The following is a 15,632-nucleotide window of genomic DNA, read 5'->3' as shown; positions in this document are numbered from 1 at the left end:
TCAACATCATTACAATAAGTAAGAGGAATAGGTGTTAAATTGATTAAATATAAAGATTGATCCATTTGTTCCACCAAGAACAATCTGGGAGGTTTTATTCATGGCAAAGTACACAATCGTAGACAAAGATACATGCATTGCATGCGGCGCTTGCGGAGCGGCTGCACCAGACATTTACGATTACGATGATGAAGGCATCGCGTTCGTAACGCTTGACGAAAACAAAGGCGTTGTCGAAGTTCCTGAAGTACTGGAAGAAGATATGATTGACGCATTTGAAGGATGCCCTACTGATTCCATCAAAGTGGCGGATGAGCCGTTTGAGGGCGACCCGCTTAAATTTGAATAGAAGTAATCGAAAAAGCTCCCCTATGGGAGCTTTTTTTATTTAATGAATATGCGCGCTTCTTTGCTGTTCAATCCACGGTTTAAGCTTGATAAAGATAAGTGTGAACACGATCGTAATGACAATGCCTTTTATGACGTTAAATGGCAGGATACCAGCGACTACCGCTGTTTTCAGCGCACTGTCGGATAATGCCGGGGAGTGTAAAAACCATGTGTAGGCCGGAAGAATCAGAACATAATTCAGAATGCTCATCAGCACCGTCATAGCTGCAGTTCCAAGCAGAAGACTTACTGCCAGGCCTTTTGCTGAGTTCAGCTTTTTAAATAAGAAAGCAGTCGGCAAAATAAAGAGTGTTCCGGCAATGAAATTTGCAATTTGTCCTACAGGCACTCCAGCCATGCTCCCCTGAATGATATATTGAAGAACGTTTTTTATCGCTTCAACGGCAATACCCGCTAAAGGTCCGTATATAAGAATCGCAATAATGGCAGGGACATCACTGAAATCAATTTTTAAATAATCAGGAAGCCCCGGAAACGGAAAATTTAACAGCATCAAAACAAATGCGATGCTGCTCAGCATGCTGATCACGACTAATTTTTTTACTTTCAATTTGCTCTCTCCTTTTCGATCACATCTTACTCGAAAAGCGGAAAGGTTCTTTTTCCAGCCAATAAAAAAACCGCTCTATGATATAAAAGCGGGGTTTCAAAAATTTGGCTTGGTAAAGAAACGTTTGAAAACCTTTCTTTCAAAACGCTGCTGAACCTCCATCTTCTCCCATCCAGACTATACTGTCGGCTTCGGAATCGCACCGAATCCTGCTGTCAAAAACAGCTCGCGGGCTTAGAGCCATTGCTCATCACCGCCGGTAGGGAATTTCACCCTGCCCCGAAGATTGATCATATGAATTTGGTTCCATTATAAACGATAAACGGTTGGTTGTATAGATAATTGCTTCAAATTAAATATAACGCCAAAAGTCTCTAAAACTGGTCAATTCCTCACTTTCCTTTTATCCTTTACTGCGTCAATACACATTGACACTCTATTGAGAATATGTTAAATTATCAGATATTTAGTTTGTCAATTTAGGAGGAAATCTTACGATGTTTCGAGTATTGGTCTCAGACAAAATGAGCAACGACGGCTTACAACCACTTATTGAATCAGACTTTATTGAAATCGTCCAAAAAAACGTAGCAGATGCAGAGGATGAATTACATACCTTTGATGCTCTATTGGTGCGAAGCGCGACAAAAGTAACAGAAGACCTTTTTCAAAAAATGACTTCTTTAAAAATTGTCGGAAGAGCCGGTGTCGGTGTTGATAATATCGACATTGACGAAGCGACGAAACATGGGGTAATTGTTATTAATGCGCCAAACGGAAACACAATTTCCACAGCTGAGCACACATTCGCGATGATCTCATCTTTAATGAGACACATCCCTCAGGCCAATATCTCTGTAAAATCCAGAGAATGGAACCGCACAGCATATGTCGGTTCGGAACTTTACGGCAAAACACTTGGAATTGTAGGATTAGGCAGAATCGGAAGCGAAATTGCACAGCGTGCGAGAGCCTTCGGTATGACCGTGCACGTTTTTGATCCTTTCTTAACAGAAGAAAGAGCGAAAAAAATCGGTGTTAACAGCCGTACGTTCGAAGAAGTCTTGGAAAGCGCAGATATCATCACTGTGCATACACCGTTAACAAAAGAAACAAAAGGCTTATTAAACAAAGAAACGATTGCAAAAACGAAAAAAGGTGTTCGCTTAATTAACTGTGCACGAGGCGGCATTATCGATGAGGCAGCTCTTCTTGAAGCTTTAGAAAGCGGCCATGTTGCCGGTGCGGCTCTTGACGTTTTTGAAGTTGAACCGCCAGTTGATAATAAACTCGTTGACCACCCGTTAGTGATTGCCACTCCTCACCTAGGGGCATCGACAAAAGAAGCGCAGCTGAATGTTGCAGCGCAAGTATCAGAAGAAGTTCTGCAGTTCGCAAAAGGTCTTCCTGTTATGTCAGCCATTAACCTGCCTGCCATGACAAAAGATGAATTCGCTAAGATTAAGCCGTACCACCAAATCGCAGGAAAAATCGGCAGCCTCGTATCACAATGCATGAAAGAGCCGGTACAGGATGTCGCGATTCAATATGAAGGCACAATTGCTAAACTTGAAACATCGTTTATTACAAAAAGCCTTCTGTCAGGCTTCTTAAAACCACGCGTTGACTCAACAGTTAACGAAGTAAATGCGGGCGGTGTCGCAAAAGAACGCGGCATTAGCTTTAGTGAAAAGATTTCCACTTCTGAATCTGGATACGATAATTGCATTAGCGTAAAAGTGACAGGAGACCGCAGCACCTTTACCGTTACAGCTACCTATATCCCTCATTTCGGAGAACGCATTGTCGAAATCAACGGGTTTAATATCGACTTTTATCCAACAGGCCACCTGGTTTACATCCAGCATCAGGATACGACGGGGGTCATCGGCCGAGTGGGACGTATTATCGGAGATAACGATATTAACATTGCAACCATGCAGGTTGGCCGTAAAGAAAAAGGCGGAGAAGCCATCATGATGCTTTCTTTTGACAGACATTTAGAAGATAAAATTGTGAAAGAACTAACAGATGTTCCTGATATCGTGTCTGTGAAACTTATCGATCTTCCATAATGAAAAAAACTCAAGCTCTGCAGCTTGAGTTTTTTTCTGCTTTTTAACGGTTTCCTGTTTATGTATGTTTGTGCAGTACTTCTAACACGTTTCTCAGTTCGGATACAGGTATTTGCCCAGGTGCTGAAGCCTCTTCTCCTGCGCCGAATGTGCAAGCTGATCCAAATACCTCACCGCTCAGCCTGCTGACTAATCCCGTTCCCGCCATTGACATTGTGATCATCGGTCGGTCCGCATAATTTGTCTTCATCGTATACGTCGCATCAAGCAAGGTTAAAAGATCTCCTGCATCCTTCGGCATTACGGATATTTTCGGAATATGCGCTCCTAACTCCTGCATTTTACGAAGCCGAGAAATGATCTCGTCCTTTGCAGGTGTTTTCTGAAAGTCATGATTAGACATAATCACGTAGACACCATTTTCTCCTGCTAAAGATACTAAGGCTTCAACGTTTGCCTCTCCTGAAAATAATTCAATATCGATAAAGTCTATATCTTTTGTGCGGATAGCCGTTTCCAGCAAAGCGATGTAGGAACTTACATCCATTTCTTTGCTCCCGCCTTCTTTATGCGATCTGAATGTAAATAGAAACAGCTTGTCTCTCAAAGACTCTCGCAGCTTTGAGATCATCTTTATGACTGCTTCATTGTCGTCTGCTTTTTCAAATACATCGACTCGCCACTCGACAATATCCGGATCCAGTAATTTCACAGCTTCTGCTTCTTTTAAAATTTGCTTTTCTGTTTTCCCCATCAGCGGAACGATGATTTTCGGCATCCCTTCACCGATGGAAACTCCTTTGATTGTTAACACGTTCACTCGTCTCAAATCCTTTCAATCTTTACCTTGTTTTATTATACACGGACAAGTTTTTTTTGAAAATTTCTATTATATGAAAAGCAACGAAAAAAGAGCCTGAAAAAAGGCTCTTTTAATTTAAGGAAATCGGATTTGGAGCAGCAGGAACCGGAATAGCTTCTGTTACATCGTATCTGCCGATTTTTTTTGTTCCCGTTTCCGCAAAGGTCACTTCTGTAAAGCCAAACTCCTTTGCTGTTAAAAGAAGTCCCTCCAGCATTAAGATGCCGGCAATAGAATCCTCAACTCCTGAGTGTTTTGAGAAATGGATATATAAGTGATTCTGTTTCTCCGTTACAGATTTGACGGCACCCGCTTGAATAAGAGGTGCAGTATTTGTTTGAGTGCTCGATTCCATTTCTTTAATAGCTTCTTTTACAGTATTAAATGTTCTTTCTGTTGGAACGAGAAAGTCTTGTCCTTGTTCATTTTGGTACAAGGAGTAGGCTCTGTTCGACTGTTTAGGAATAGGAATTTCAGTAAAAGTACCATTTGAGCCAATACTGGCGCCGTCCTTTTTCTGCTCCGATGAGTAAATTTTGATTTTTTCATAAGGACTCCATTTTAAAGATTCTTTCAGCAATTTTTTTAGTATTGCGTCGTCTTTTACAGAAAAAGCCTCAATGGGCTGATCGACTTGTATATTTAATTCCTTATGGTTTTGGTTTTCCTTTACCTCCACTTCATCCATGAAGGAGGGAATCGTGATGGCGTGATCAAGGATATCCAATTGGTCACTTTCAAACAGCACCTCCTGTATGGTTTGGTTTGATTTCGTTTTTTTAATGCTGACGGGTATAATTGTGGATGTTTCGGCATCGGCAATTGCTACAGTCGTATAATTGTTCTGCTCCTTTTCAGGAACAACTAACGATGACTGATCCAGGGATAATGCAGCTTTTTTGCTGTCTGCTGTCTCAGTTTTCGTTATAGCGTTTTCTTGGGACGCTTCTTTTTGTTGAGGCTGTGCCTGATCAAAGAAATGAGGAGAAATAATGAAGGCGATATAAACCGCAACCGCAGTGGCACATGCGGGGCCAATCCACCTAACAGCGGACTTTTTTTTGCTTTTTGCCATCGAAAGCCGCTTGTATATGTCTTGCGGAGAACGATGGTCTTTAACTGCCGGCAGTTGACTTAACAACTCCTTTATCTGTTCTTCGTTCCAATCTGACTTCATCATCCATTAGCTCCTCCCTCAAAAGCTCCATATGTTTCCGAAGTACTTTGAGCCCTCTGTGTTGGGTCGTTTTCACTTTGCTTTCCGAGAAGCGCAGAGCATTGGCTGTTTCCTGTATTGAATATCCCTGAATAAACCGTAAGATAATCACAGCTCTTTGATCGATCGTACATTGATCGAGCGCAGCATAAATTTCCCGGACATTTTCATGTTGAACCGCGAGTTCGTCCGGAAGCAATTGCTGATCTCTGACATCCTGTGTGTCCCAATCAAATGTCCCGAGTACACGCTGTCTGATCGTCTGCTGCTTACGGAACCAGTCTATCGCCACATGGCGTGCAATCGACAAAAGCCATGTTTTTTCACTGCTTCTTCCTTCAAACGTATGATATGAATTTAATACACGAATATAAACCTCCTGAAGAAGGTCTTCAGCCTGGCTTTTATCCTTTACCATATAAAATAAAAATTGATATAAATCTTGATGGTAAGTTTTATATAACGCTTGAAAGGTTTCTTCCATAGGAAACCCCTCCGTTCCTTTAGTCGTAATAATAGCTTAAAAGTTACATTACAACTATATTACGAGAAACTGGAATTTGGAAGGGAATTTATATTAACATATCCTTAAATTTTATTAAGAAAAACCTTTTAAAAAACACCCGCTCGGATCAGCGGGTGTTTCTTATGGAACAAGATTCTTCGGCAAATTCAGACTCGACTTGATCATTTTGTCGGAATATAAAACGTAAACGTCGTTCCTTTGTCCATCCGGCTGTGCACCGTAATGGTACCGTTGTGAGCTTCCACAATATTTTTAACAATAGCGAGTCCCAGTCCGGTTCCTGCTCTGCCCCTTGTCCGTGCTTTATCCGCTTTATAGAACCGCTCAAAAATAAATGGGAGATCCTCTTCCGGTATGCCGGAGCCGGAATCTTTGACGTCTATTTTTATTCCATCCTTAACCGTATGAACGGAGATGGAGACATTGCCGCCTGATTGAGTATGACGCAGCGCGTTATCAATTAAATTGGTAAACACCTGCTCCATCTTATCTTCATCAAACATAAATTCCTCTTCAGTGAGAGAAATGTCCTGATGCAAAGAAATATTTTTTTCTTTGGCAACGCCGGAAAATTTGCGCATGATCTTTTCTATAAATTCATTAAGATTGATTTGTTCATAATGCAATCCAGTATGCCCTGATTCCATTCGCGCTAAATCAAGCAAATCGTTGACAAGGCGGCCCATTCGCAGCGACTCGTCATAAATAATTTGAGCAATCTCTTTTCGGTCTTCTTCGGAGCTCGCAATGTCATCGACAATGGCTTCACTATACCCTTGAAGCATGGAGATCGGCGTTCTTAATTCATGGCTGACATTTGCGATAAAGTCTTCGCGCAATTTATCAAGGCGGCGTTCTTCGGTCATATCTCGAAGAACGGCAACCGCGCCTCTGACATGCGATTCCGCATACAGCGGCGACATCAGCAGCACCCATGATCTGCCCTGCAGCGTCATTTCAATCATTTGTTCTTTTTCTGTGCTGACAGCATTTTGGAACAGTTCTTTTGCTTCTGGCGGAAGATTGTCGCCTTCTTTAATATTCATATTCTGCTCATAATACCAAGCCTGCAGAAAACGTTCGGCCGGCGGGTTTGTCACGAGAATCGTGCCGTCGATATTGATGGTAATCACTCCGTCAGCCATACTGCTTAATATGTTTGAAAGCTGTTCTTTTTCTTGGTTGAGCGCATTGATATGAAAGTTAAGCTGCCGCCCCATTTGATTAAAGGCGGTTGCCAGCTCACCGATTTCATCCTGGGTTAAAATCGGGATTTTCGTGTCAAACTTGCCCTTCGCCAAATCCTGTGCGCCCTCTCTCATTTTTCGAAGCGGATACGTGACCCTGCTTGATAAAAAGAAAGCAAAAAATGTGGTCAGCACAATCGCAATGCCTGCGGCAAGGAATATATAACGGGTCGTGTGTTTTGTTGTGTCTTTGACGGCAAGCAGAGATTGAGATAAAAAGACCATGCCTTTTTTTCCGTCTTTTTCATACGGAACACCCACAATCAGGCGTTCATTATCCGTGTCTCTGCCACTCAGGCCCGTGCGTTTACTGACTTTTTTATGGTTGTCCAGAGCCTGATGTAAATCCTTGTCCCGCTGTATTTGCTCAAGCGTGATAGATGAGAGCCGATTTTTATCGTTCGGCGAATACCAGTATTTTTTCTCATCCTGTATGATCGCAATGCTTGTTAAGTTATCAGCGAGCTCCCAGGTGATCGACCTTGCCAGCGCCTGATCCTCGTGTTTTTCTAAGATGACTGCGACTTTATTTGCAAGCTGGGTTAAATCATTTTCGGCTTCTTCCACATGATAATTTTCGATAAACTCGAGTAAAAGCACCGTTAAAATAAATAATACGATCAGGACAAGAGAAAGGATCGTAGCCCACAGCTTGCCTACTACGCTTTTCCAAAATTTCATTCAGCGCCTACCTCGAATTTATAACCGACGCCCCATACGGTGACGATTTTTTTGGCAGCTCCCGGTGATACTTTATTGAGCTTTTCCCGGAGACGTTTGACGTGTGTGTCTACTGTACGCAGATCGCCAAAAAATTCATACTGCCACACTTCCTTGAGAAGCTTTTCCCGATCATACACTTTGTCAGGTGTTTTCGCTAAGAAGTAAAGGAGCTCATACTCTTTCGGTGTTAAGCTCACTTCAGTTCCGTCAGCAGTTACCCGATGGGCATCATGATCGATTGACAGATGAGAAAACACCAATACGTTTTTCGTCGGCGTATTCGCATTGAAATAAGAGTTTTGAGATGCCCTTCTCAGAAGCGCTTTTACCCGCAGCACAACTTCTCTCGGACTAAACGGTTTGACAATGTAATCATCTGTTCCCGATTCAAACCCCTGCACCCGGTTTGCTTCTTCTCCTTTTGCGGTCAGCATGATAATTGGTGTAGCTTTTTTTTCGCGAATTTGGCGGCAGACCTCAATTCCGTCTGTGCCAGGCATCATTAGGTCAAGCAAAATTAAGTCATAATTGGTTTCGAGGCCTTTGGCAATGGCTTCATCACCATTTTCCGCTTCTTCAATCACATAATTTTCACGTTCAAGATACATTTTTAAAAGGCGGCGAATTCTGGCTTCGTCATCAACTACTAATATTTTGGTTTCATTGGATTGGTCCATCGTTTTCCCCCTGCTTTCCTTCTGTTACTTTCATTTTATCAAATCGTGAGAAAGTTTGATAACTGTATCGCTTTGTTCTGGACTATGCATAAGAATGAAGTCCGGCAAGCACAAGATTTACGAATATTAAATTGAACATAATGATGGCAAAACCGATTACGGCCAGCCATGCTGATTTCTCACCGTGCCACCCTCTTGACAGCCTTAAATGCAAATAAGCGGCGTAAAACAAAAACGTGATCAGCGCCCATACTTCCTTCGGGTCCCAGCCCCAAAATCTCGTCCAAGCGAGCTGAGCCCAAATCATTGCAAAGATCAGCGCGCCGAGTGTAAAAATCGGAAAACCGATGGAAACGGCTCTGTAGCCAACCTCATCCACCAGATCAAGATTCACGTTTTTCACCAGAGGATGTAAACAGGCACTGATTCTTTTTCTGACGATCAGGCGAAGCGCTCCGTACAATAGGAGTCCAGCTCCAAACGACCAAATCACTGTGTTTACCTTTCTGCCTGAGAAAAGGGCCGGAAGCTCTGCAATGGGCTGCATTTTCCCCTTGGTGATAAGCTCACCCTCATGCGGACCTACAAGTGCGGGCATTTCATAGACCATCACGCTTTTTTCCTTATTCTTATCCACCCAGTTAAACTCAGCTTCATAGCCGGCAAAACGAAACACAGATGTTATCACAATAAAGGCAACTGCCGTCACCATAATAAACATGATAGCTTCAAGCCAAAAGGTTTTTTTACTTGGTTTTGTCTGGTCAACATGCTTCAAAAGAAAAATGACACCTGCGACAAAACTGATGGCGAGTATAGCTTGCCCCAGCGCGGCCGTGGTTACGTGGATATACAGCCAATTGCTCTGCAATGACGGAATTAAAGGCGAAATGTCCGTCGGAAACATGCTGGCGTATGCGATCAGCAATAAAGCGATCGATAATGTAAACAGACCTAATGAAGGCAATTGATAGATAAAATAAAGGATAATAAACGCAAGCACAAGCATCATGCCAAAGGCCGTTGTAAATTCAAACATGTTGCTGACAGGCGCATGGCCGCTGGCAGCCCACCTTGTAATAAAATAGCCCAGGTGGCAGAGAAAACCGATAATCGAAAGGGTAATCCCGATCGTCGCCCACCGGTTTGCCCTGTCTTTTTTATTTTTCCTTCCGCGTATGGCCCCGCCGAAAATCGGGACCGCAATTAAATACACAAGAAAGGCCGCATAAAGAAAATTTCCGCTCAGCTCCGCCATGACACCACTCCCTTTTCGCCTATTTCTGTGTTTTCATTAATTCTTTTTGGTCTGCTGGTTCAGTCAGCCCCGTATCGGCTAAAACAAATTTTAAATCCTGCTTTAGTCCGTACCAGTTTTTATTGGTATGGCCGGCAACCATGACTGCACCTTCCTGTGTATGCAGCCAGATTCTGCGGTGCTGCCAGTACATTCCTTGAATGACGCCAATCATAAAAATGGCTCCGCCGATGGCAAGCACCCAAAGCGTCAGATCTTTTCTGACTGTCAGACCGGTTATGTTTTTCGTTTCGACATGGTCAAATTTCAACTTGTACTTATTGCTGCCCGACCCTTCAATTGTTTCTTGAATGGCAACAAAGCTTTTTTCGCCTTTTGGCTTATCTGGCGTTATGATATTAAAAACAAACGCCGGATTGTTAGGGATTTTTGTTTTTGTGCTCGGCTCTCCGTCCTGATTAAAATAGAAGTCAGGAAGGTAGCTGGCGACCTCAACTTTGTAACCGTTGCCAAGATCATAAACCGAATCTGGATCCAATAGGTTGATCTGTAAGCTCCCAAAGGATTTTTTTGATTTTTTGTCAATCAGCTGAAACACCATCTGATCGAGCTGATTCTCTTTATAATCCACCTGATAAACAGAAAACGAATCAAAGCGCAGCGGCTGATTGACACGAATATCTTCTTCTTTTACTTTTTTCAGCTTCGGCTTCTCTCCGTAGACAATTTTGCCTTCCCGTTTATAGAGAACCGCGTCTGTTTGAAAATTTTTCGCGACCTTTCCGCTTCCGACTCTGTCAATTGCATCAGCGAACACCTTTTTTTCTGTATCGCTGTTATAAGTCTCTACGCTGAATTGATTGTTTTTCAAATAATATCTTCCGTCTGTGCCTGGAATTGCCGCAGTTTCGCCTTCTCTGACCCAGAGCGTTTCATCGACGTACATGCCCGGCACAAATCTCAGCATTGCGCCAATCAGGAAAATGATTAATCCTATGTGATTGACATACGGACCCCAGCGGGAAAAACGCCCTTTTTCCGCCAGAAGGCTGCCCTCTTGTTCTCGTATTCTATAACGCTTTTTCTTTAAGAGAGTCACAATCTTTTCTTTTTCTTCAAGGTTGAGCTCGGTCTCCGTTTCACTGAACAGCCGCTGTCTTTTTAAGAAAACAGGGCTTCTCCTGACCCCCTGATTTTTCAATGCCCTGTACAGGGGAATCACGCGGTCAAGGCTGCAGATGACAAGAGAAATGCCGATAGAGGCAATCAGCAGCAAGTACCACCAAGATCCATATAAATGATGGAACCCGAGTAAATAATAAAGCTGGCCAAACGTGCCGTATTGTTCTTTATAATATGTATCAGCCTGAGCGCCGGGGGGCAAATAGGCTTCTTGAGGAAATATAGTCCCGAATGCTGATGCTGCAAGGGTTATGACGATAAGCCATATTCCGACCTTAACCGAAGAAAAGAAGTTCCATATTTTATCAATGAACGTTTTGTTATAGGTTTGTGAACGTCTCGCACTTCCATCGTATCTCATATCAGCAAGCGGGGGCTGCGTTTCCTGAAGCGCCCTGCCGCACGATTCACATAAAACGGTTCCGACCGGGTTGATATGTCCGCATTCACATTTTACCTGCTTCATCCCGAAGTCGCTCCGGGTTTTATCAGATTCATATAGTCATGGATCATGCTTTCTGTCATAGTGCCGGTCACCACCTTGACAACTTTTCCTTCCGGATTGATTAAAAAGGTTGTCGGAAGCGGAGATACGCCATAGGCATCAAGCACCTGACGATCTGTATCCAGGACAACCGGAAAATTCACTCCGTAGGATTTCATAAAATTATGTACTGCTATCTTTGACTCCCCAACATTTACCGCGACAATTTCAACGCCTTGGTCTTTAAAATATTTGTATTGGTTCGCCATATAAGGAAATTCTTTTTTGCACGGCTCACACCAGGTGCCCCAGAAATTCAAAAAAACACCTTTTCCTTTTAAGTCACTCAGCTCAATACGTTCCCCATTCGTATCTTCAAGGACAAAATTCGGTGCCTCGGACCCTTCGGATATGCTCTCTTTGTCGGCAAATACAGCATTGTATATTGTATAGGCCAGCGCGCAGATTAAAACGAGAAGGATGCCGGTCCGAATGAATAAACGCCTTTTTTTCTTCATTGTCCACTGCCCCCTTCCCCTATTGCAGATCCATTCAATTATATCATTTCACAATCATTTCACATTTCTAACTTTTTGAAGGTTATGTGAAACTTAGAAAGCGTTTTTACCGTGTTCCGCTAGCGCTCTGAGTCTTTTGACTTCATGCGGCGTAAGCTCTCTTGCGTCTCCCGTATTTAAGCCTCTCAGATTTAAAAATGCGTATTCTTCCCGCTTCAGCTTAATTACTTCATGTCCGATTGCTTCAAACATGCGGCGCACTTGCCTGTTCCGTCCTTCATGGATGGTCAGCTGTATAATGCTTGTTTGTTTTTTCTTATCCAATGAAAGCAGCTTCGCTTTGGCAGGCGCTGTTTTGCCTTCCTCCAGCATAATGCCGCGCTCCAGCTTTCTGATCAGCTCTTTAGACGGTATGCCTTTTACCTTTGCTACATATATTTTGTTTATTTCATATTTAGGGTGCATCAGCTTGTTGGCAAACTCGCCGTCATTGGTTAAAAGCAAAAGACCGCTTGTATCGTAATCCAGACGTCCGACCGGATAGATGCGCTGCGGCACTTCTCTAAAAAAGTCCGTCACGACTTTGCGCCCTTTGTCATCATCCGCTGCGGAGATCACGCCTCTTGGTTTATATAGCAGAAAATAAACAGGCTCTTCACGTTCCACCTTCAAGCCGTTTACTTCAATCTGATCAGAACCGGTGACTTTAACACCAAGCTCTGTTATTACTTTGCCGTTCACCTTTACTTTTCCTTCTTTAATCAGCTCTTCTGCCTTTCTGCGCGATGCAACTCCGGCGTGAGCAATTACTTTTTGCAGTCTTTCCATGTCTTTCACCTCAAGTATTATCTTACTTTTTTCAACCTGAACAAACAAGCTTTTTCAGATTTCGCATGCTTTATCTAAAAAAACGCCATTTTCAGGCGCTCCCAAATAATAACGTAACGATGATGATAGATGCAACTACACCGATTAAATCAGCAAGAAGTCCCACCTTTAACGCATCACCCATTTTTTTAATGCCAACAGCTCCGAAATACACCGTCAGCACATAAAGTGTTGTATCCGTTGATCCCTGCATCACAGATGCCAGCCTGCCAATAAAGGAGTCCGGTCCATAAACTGCAATTAAATCGGTCGTCATTCCCAGAGCAGCCGTACCGGAGATCGGACGGATCAGCGCAAGCGGAACCACCTCAGCCGGTATGCCGATGGCGGAAAAGGCCGGCTTTAAAAGATCCATAAAAAAGTCAAGCGCGCCTGATGATCTGAAAACGGTAATTGCAACAAGCATCCCGACTAAATAGGGGATAATCGAAAATGCGATCTCAATTCCTTCTTTTCCGCCTTCAACAAAGGATTCATATGTCGGCACCTTTTTGATTGTTCCATAAAGTAGAATGCCGGCAATAATGATAGGGATCATGGCTAAAGACAGCCAGTTGATAATTTCCATCGGATTACCTCCCCTTCTTTTTACGGCGGTAATAAAAATAACGGTCAATAATAATGGCGCCGATTCCAGAAATAAGTGTCGCCAAAATGCTCGGTCCGACGATATCTGTCGGCGTTTTGGAGGAATAGGCCATTCGCACGGCGATAACCGTTGTCGGGATGAGAGTAATGCACGAAGTATTAACAGCTAAAAAAGTGATCATGGAACGGCTCGCTTCCGAACGGTTTCCATTCAGCTTTTTCATTTGCTCCATTGCTTTAATGCCAAGAGGTGTGGCCGCGTTCCCGAGGCCGAAGAAGTTCGCCATGAGATTTGATAAAATGTAGCCCATTGCGGGATGATCCGGCGGTATGTCAGGGAACAGCTTAGAAATAAAAGGCCTGCACATACGGCTGAAAATATCCAGCAGTCCAGACTGTTCAGCTATTTTCATTAAACCCAGCCAAAAAACAAGCACGCTCATAAGTCCAAATGAGATTGTGACAGCTTCTTTGGCTCCTTTAAACACCGCCTCATTTACATCCTGCAGCGTTCCATTGCACATCGCAAATACTAGCCCGATCACAGTTAAGCTGACCCAGATTATATTGACCATTTTGCCCCGCCAGCCGCATTCAGAAAAATGGATTGAAACGTTTCAAAAAACTTTTTTTTCGGTTTTTGATTTCGTTCGTTTTCGTAATAGATCGGCACTTTTGCGATGGTTTCATTGTTGAACATGACTTTCATATGTCCTACAATATCCGGAATTTTTGAGACATCCTTTTCCCAGGCTTTTTTCGGTTTGAGCAGGGTAGTGTTGATTTTGACATCTTCTTTTTCTTCTTCGGTAAGCAAATAGGTGATGTCCCGTTTGATGAAAGCTTTAGACTCATAAAATGTACCTTTGAGCTTCGGAATATCTCCTTTTTTTGCGATTAAATATGTTTGATAATGATCAAATACATAGTTAAACATATTCATATGATCATCCCAATCGTCGGGGTCATTAATGGTAACGGCTATCAGATTAACGCCGTCCTTTGAAGCGGTTGAAACGAGTGTGCGTTTTGCAAGCTTGGTATAGCCTGTTTTCCCCCCTGTGCTGTATGGATACAGCATCGTCAGCAATTTATTTTTGTTTTTCCATACGCTTTCCATTGTTTCTGCTTTGTATATTTTTGTGCCGGAGATGGTTTGATAGTCTTTGAGCTTCATGGCGTATTTCGTTAAAACAGCCATGTCATAAGCTGTTGAGTAGTGATTTTCATGGTCGTCCAATCCGTGCGGGTTTTGAAAACGGGTATTCTCCATACCGATTTGTTCTGCTTTTTGGTTCATCATATAGACAAATCCATCGAGGCTTCCCCCGACATACTCAGCAATCGCAACAGCAGCATCGTTCCCGGATCTCAGCATCAGGCCATACACAAGATCCTTCAATTTTACTTTTTGCCCTTCGGTTAAATAAATGGCCGAGCCCTCTGTTCTGACCGCATTTGCAGAAACAGTCACGGTTTCTTCCATTTTTCCGGATTCAATGGCGAGAACAGCGGTCATGATCTTTGTAATACTGGCAATCCGCCTTTTTTCATGCTCGTCCTTGGCAAATAACACTCTTCCTGATGTGCCGTCAATGACAATGGCGCTCTTCGCACTGACATTTATAGCTGCATGTGCTGTGTTCACATTTACATTTGCAAATAGAAAAGAAATGATGACTATTAATACAGCTTTTTTAAAAATGCGCATGTTTGTTCACGTCCTTGTGGTGGTTTGTACAAGTTTATGCGCATGTCCATCAGTTATGAATAACAATTGTGTCTTGGCCTGCAAACATAAAAAAACTCTCCCATAAAGGGAGAGTAAGTGTTATCTGATTGATGCCATGCTAGATCCGGACGCTTCGTAATGAGCCAGTTCTTCCCTCATCTTCAGAAACGCTGCGCTCAGCGGCAATAATAATTGCTCCAGAGACTGCGGAACAGCATGGTAGAACTCAATTGCGCTGACTCCGGTATATGACGCCCGGCTGTTTTCACACCAGGTGTCTTTCTTTGGCATAAAGAACTCTTCAATGCATTGATGATACACATTGTAAAGTGTTTTTTCCGCTCTGGTTTCCTGAAATGGCTCTTGCATAAGGAGACGGCGGCATGCTTCAGCGCCTCCTTCACAAAATACTGTCATTCTTCTCAGCGTGCTCAGCACATCACAGCAGTATGCCTCTTCAACAGGCAATTCAGCCTGCATAGACGCCAGTGTGGTTTGATTTAAATAATCATTAACGGTATTGACAACCATTGATAAGAATTCGCCTGTTTTTTGAGTCTGCACTCGCACAATCGAATGTCCCATTTCGTTTGGTATCTTCCCCTCATGTCTTTGTCTCTCACATTTTGCTTCTTTCATGATAGCTACTTCTTCCTTATATCTTATGTTGATGAAAAAGCGCGATTCATTAAATC

The 15,632-nt window shown here is 43.0% G+C and carries 16 protein-coding genes and 1 riboswitch; of the genes, 2 read left to right on the top strand and 14 right to left on the bottom strand.

The window, feature by feature from the left end:
- Window positions 1-100: 100 nt before the first annotated feature.
- On the top strand, window positions 101-349 hold the full coding sequence (locus ACQVGS_RS09530) for a ferredoxin (protein ID WP_003225461.1): 249 nt from the start codon (window positions 101-103) through the stop codon (window positions 347-349).
- Between the two features lie 39 nt (window positions 350-388).
- On the opposite strand, the gene fmnP is transcribed toward ACQVGS_RS09530, so the two are convergent.
- Window positions 389-961 (bottom strand): riboflavin transporter FmnP, encoded by a 573-nt coding sequence (fmnP, locus tag ACQVGS_RS09525; protein ID WP_024121894.1) that lies wholly within the window; start codon window positions 959-961, stop codon window positions 389-391.
- Between the two features lie 156 nt (window positions 962-1,117).
- Window positions 1,118-1,252, bottom strand: a riboswitch (FMN riboswitch).
- Between the two features lie 206 nt (window positions 1,253-1,458).
- On the opposite strand from fmnP, the gene serA reads away from it, so the two are divergent.
- On the top strand, window positions 1,459-3,036 hold the full coding sequence (gene serA / locus ACQVGS_RS09520) for a phosphoglycerate dehydrogenase (protein WP_101860353.1): 1,578 nt from the start codon (window positions 1,459-1,461) through the stop codon (window positions 3,034-3,036).
- Window positions 3,037-3,094: 58 nt separating this feature from the next.
- Here serA and aroD read toward each other — a convergent pair whose 3' ends face one another.
- The 13 genes from aroD to ACQVGS_RS09455 all read right to left on the bottom strand — a co-directional run bounded on the left by aroD (window position 3,095) and on the right by ACQVGS_RS09455 (window position 15,576).
- Window positions 3,095-3,856: a type I 3-dehydroquinate dehydratase gene (gene aroD, locus ACQVGS_RS09515; RefSeq protein WP_106020038.1), complete on the bottom strand. Its 762-nt coding sequence runs from the start codon at window positions 3,854-3,856 to the stop codon at window positions 3,095-3,097.
- A gap of 112 nt (window positions 3,857-3,968) precedes the next feature.
- Window positions 3,969-5,078 (bottom strand): RsiX family anti-sigma factor, encoded by a 1,110-nt coding sequence (locus tag ACQVGS_RS09510; protein WP_491831473.1) that lies wholly within the window; start codon window positions 5,076-5,078, stop codon window positions 3,969-3,971.
- Window positions 5,014-5,598, bottom strand: coding sequence for an RNA polymerase sigma factor SigX (gene sigX, locus ACQVGS_RS09505; RefSeq protein ID WP_024121898.1), 585 nt, complete (start codon window positions 5,596-5,598; stop codon window positions 5,014-5,016). Before sigX ends, ACQVGS_RS09510 begins: the two co-directional genes overlap by 65 nt.
- A 203-nt stretch (window positions 5,599-5,801) precedes the next feature.
- Window positions 5,802-7,568, bottom strand: a complete 1,767-nt coding sequence (resE, locus tag ACQVGS_RS09500) for a sensor histidine kinase ResE (RefSeq protein ID WP_024121899.1) — start codon at window positions 7,566-7,568, stop codon at window positions 5,802-5,804.
- Window positions 7,565-8,287, bottom strand: coding sequence for a DNA-binding response regulator ResD (gene resD / locus ACQVGS_RS09495; RefSeq protein ID WP_095713202.1), 723 nt, complete (start codon window positions 8,285-8,287; stop codon window positions 7,565-7,567). The genes resE and resD overlap by 4 nt, the downstream gene beginning before the upstream one ends.
- 82 nt (window positions 8,288-8,369) lie before the next feature.
- Complete coding sequence (gene ccsB, locus ACQVGS_RS09490; RefSeq protein WP_024121900.1) at window positions 8,370-9,545, bottom strand: c-type cytochrome biogenesis protein CcsB; 1,176 nt, start codon at window positions 9,543-9,545, stop codon at window positions 8,370-8,372.
- 19 nt (window positions 9,546-9,564) lie between these two features.
- Window positions 9,565-11,193 (bottom strand): cytochrome c biogenesis protein ResB, encoded by a 1,629-nt coding sequence (gene resB, locus ACQVGS_RS09485; RefSeq protein ID WP_106020040.1) that lies wholly within the window; start codon window positions 11,191-11,193, stop codon window positions 9,565-9,567.
- Window positions 11,190-11,729 (bottom strand): thiol-disulfide oxidoreductase ResA, encoded by a 540-nt coding sequence (gene resA / locus ACQVGS_RS09480; RefSeq protein ID WP_044154915.1) that lies wholly within the window; start codon window positions 11,727-11,729, stop codon window positions 11,190-11,192. The genes resB and resA overlap by 4 nt, the downstream gene beginning before the upstream one ends.
- A 93-nt stretch (window positions 11,730-11,822) precedes the next feature.
- Window positions 11,823-12,557: a 23S rRNA pseudouridine(2605) synthase RluB gene (gene rluB, locus ACQVGS_RS09475; protein WP_491831469.1), complete on the bottom strand. Its 735-nt coding sequence runs from the start codon at window positions 12,555-12,557 to the stop codon at window positions 11,823-11,825.
- Window positions 12,558-12,648: 91 nt separating this feature from the next.
- Entirely contained in the window at window positions 12,649-13,185 is a 537-nt protein-coding gene (spmB, locus tag ACQVGS_RS09470; protein WP_010334782.1) for a spore maturation protein SpmB, read from the bottom strand.
- A gap of 4 nt (window positions 13,186-13,189) precedes the next feature.
- Window positions 13,190-13,780 carry a spore maturation protein SpmA gene (spmA, locus tag ACQVGS_RS09465; RefSeq protein ID WP_024121904.1) on the bottom strand — a complete coding sequence of 197 codons (591 nt, stop codon included), beginning with the start codon at window positions 13,778-13,780 and terminating at the stop codon, window positions 13,190-13,192.
- Window positions 13,768-14,916 carry a D-alanyl-D-alanine carboxypeptidase family protein gene (locus ACQVGS_RS09460; RefSeq protein WP_106020041.1) on the bottom strand — a complete coding sequence of 383 codons (1,149 nt, stop codon included), beginning with the start codon at window positions 14,914-14,916 and terminating at the stop codon, window positions 13,768-13,770. The genes spmA and ACQVGS_RS09460 overlap by 13 nt, the downstream gene beginning before the upstream one ends.
- 120 nt (window positions 14,917-15,036) lie before the next feature.
- Complete coding sequence (locus ACQVGS_RS09455; RefSeq protein WP_038954213.1) at window positions 15,037-15,576, bottom strand: YpuI family protein; 540 nt, start codon at window positions 15,574-15,576, stop codon at window positions 15,037-15,039.
- Window positions 15,577-15,632: the final 56 nt, after the last annotated feature.

It is taken from the genome of Bacillus sp. SD127 (assembly GCF_058566445.1).
The sequence above is the reverse complement of the archived record's forward strand: the minus strand, read 5'-3'. Positions and strand labels throughout refer to the sequence as shown.

What these genes read in the sequence shown, in the direction of transcription:
- ccsB (WP_024121900.1), bottom strand. Translation starts at nt 9,545, where the DNA reads ATGGCGGAGCTGAGCGGAAATTTTCTTTATGCGGCCTTTCTTGTGTAT.
- resE (WP_024121899.1), bottom strand. Translation starts at nt 7,568, where the DNA reads ATGAAATTTTGGAAAAGCGTAGTAGGCAAGCTGTGGGCTACGATCCTT.
- rluB (WP_491831469.1), bottom strand. Translation starts at nt 12,557, where the DNA reads ATGGAAAGACTGCAAAAAGTAATTGCTCACGCCGGAGTTGCATCGCGC.
- resA (WP_044154915.1), bottom strand. Translation starts at nt 11,729, where the DNA reads ATGAAGAAAAAAAGGCGTTTATTCATTCGGACCGGCATCCTTCTCGTT.
- sigX (WP_024121898.1), bottom strand. Translation starts at nt 5,598, where the DNA reads ATGGAAGAAACCTTTCAAGCGTTATATAAAACTTACCATCAAGATTTA.
- ACQVGS_RS09455 (WP_038954213.1), bottom strand. Translation starts at nt 15,576, where the DNA reads ATGAAAGAAGCAAAATGTGAGAGACAAAGACATGAGGGGAAGATACCA.
- resB (WP_106020040.1), bottom strand. Translation starts at nt 11,193, where the DNA reads ATGAAGCAGGTAAAATGTGAATGCGGACATATCAACCCGGTCGGAACC.
- serA (WP_101860353.1), top strand. Translation starts at nt 1,459, where the DNA reads ATGTTTCGAGTATTGGTCTCAGACAAAATGAGCAACGACGGCTTACAA.
- ACQVGS_RS09510 (WP_491831473.1), bottom strand. Translation starts at nt 5,078, where the DNA reads ATGATGAAGTCAGATTGGAACGAAGAACAGATAAAGGAGTTGTTAAGT.
- resD (WP_095713202.1), bottom strand. Translation starts at nt 8,287, where the DNA reads ATGGACCAATCCAATGAAACCAAAATATTAGTAGTTGATGACGAAGCC.
- spmA (WP_024121904.1), bottom strand. Translation starts at nt 13,780, where the DNA reads ATGGTCAATATAATCTGGGTCAGCTTAACTGTGATCGGGCTAGTATTT.
- spmB (WP_010334782.1), bottom strand. Translation starts at nt 13,185, where the DNA reads ATGGAAATTATCAACTGGCTGTCTTTAGCCATGATCCCTATCATTATT.
- ACQVGS_RS09460 (WP_106020041.1), bottom strand. Translation starts at nt 14,916, where the DNA reads ATGCGCATTTTTAAAAAAGCTGTATTAATAGTCATCATTTCTTTTCTA.
- ACQVGS_RS09530 (WP_003225461.1), top strand. Translation starts at nt 101, where the DNA reads ATGGCAAAGTACACAATCGTAGACAAAGATACATGCATTGCATGCGGC.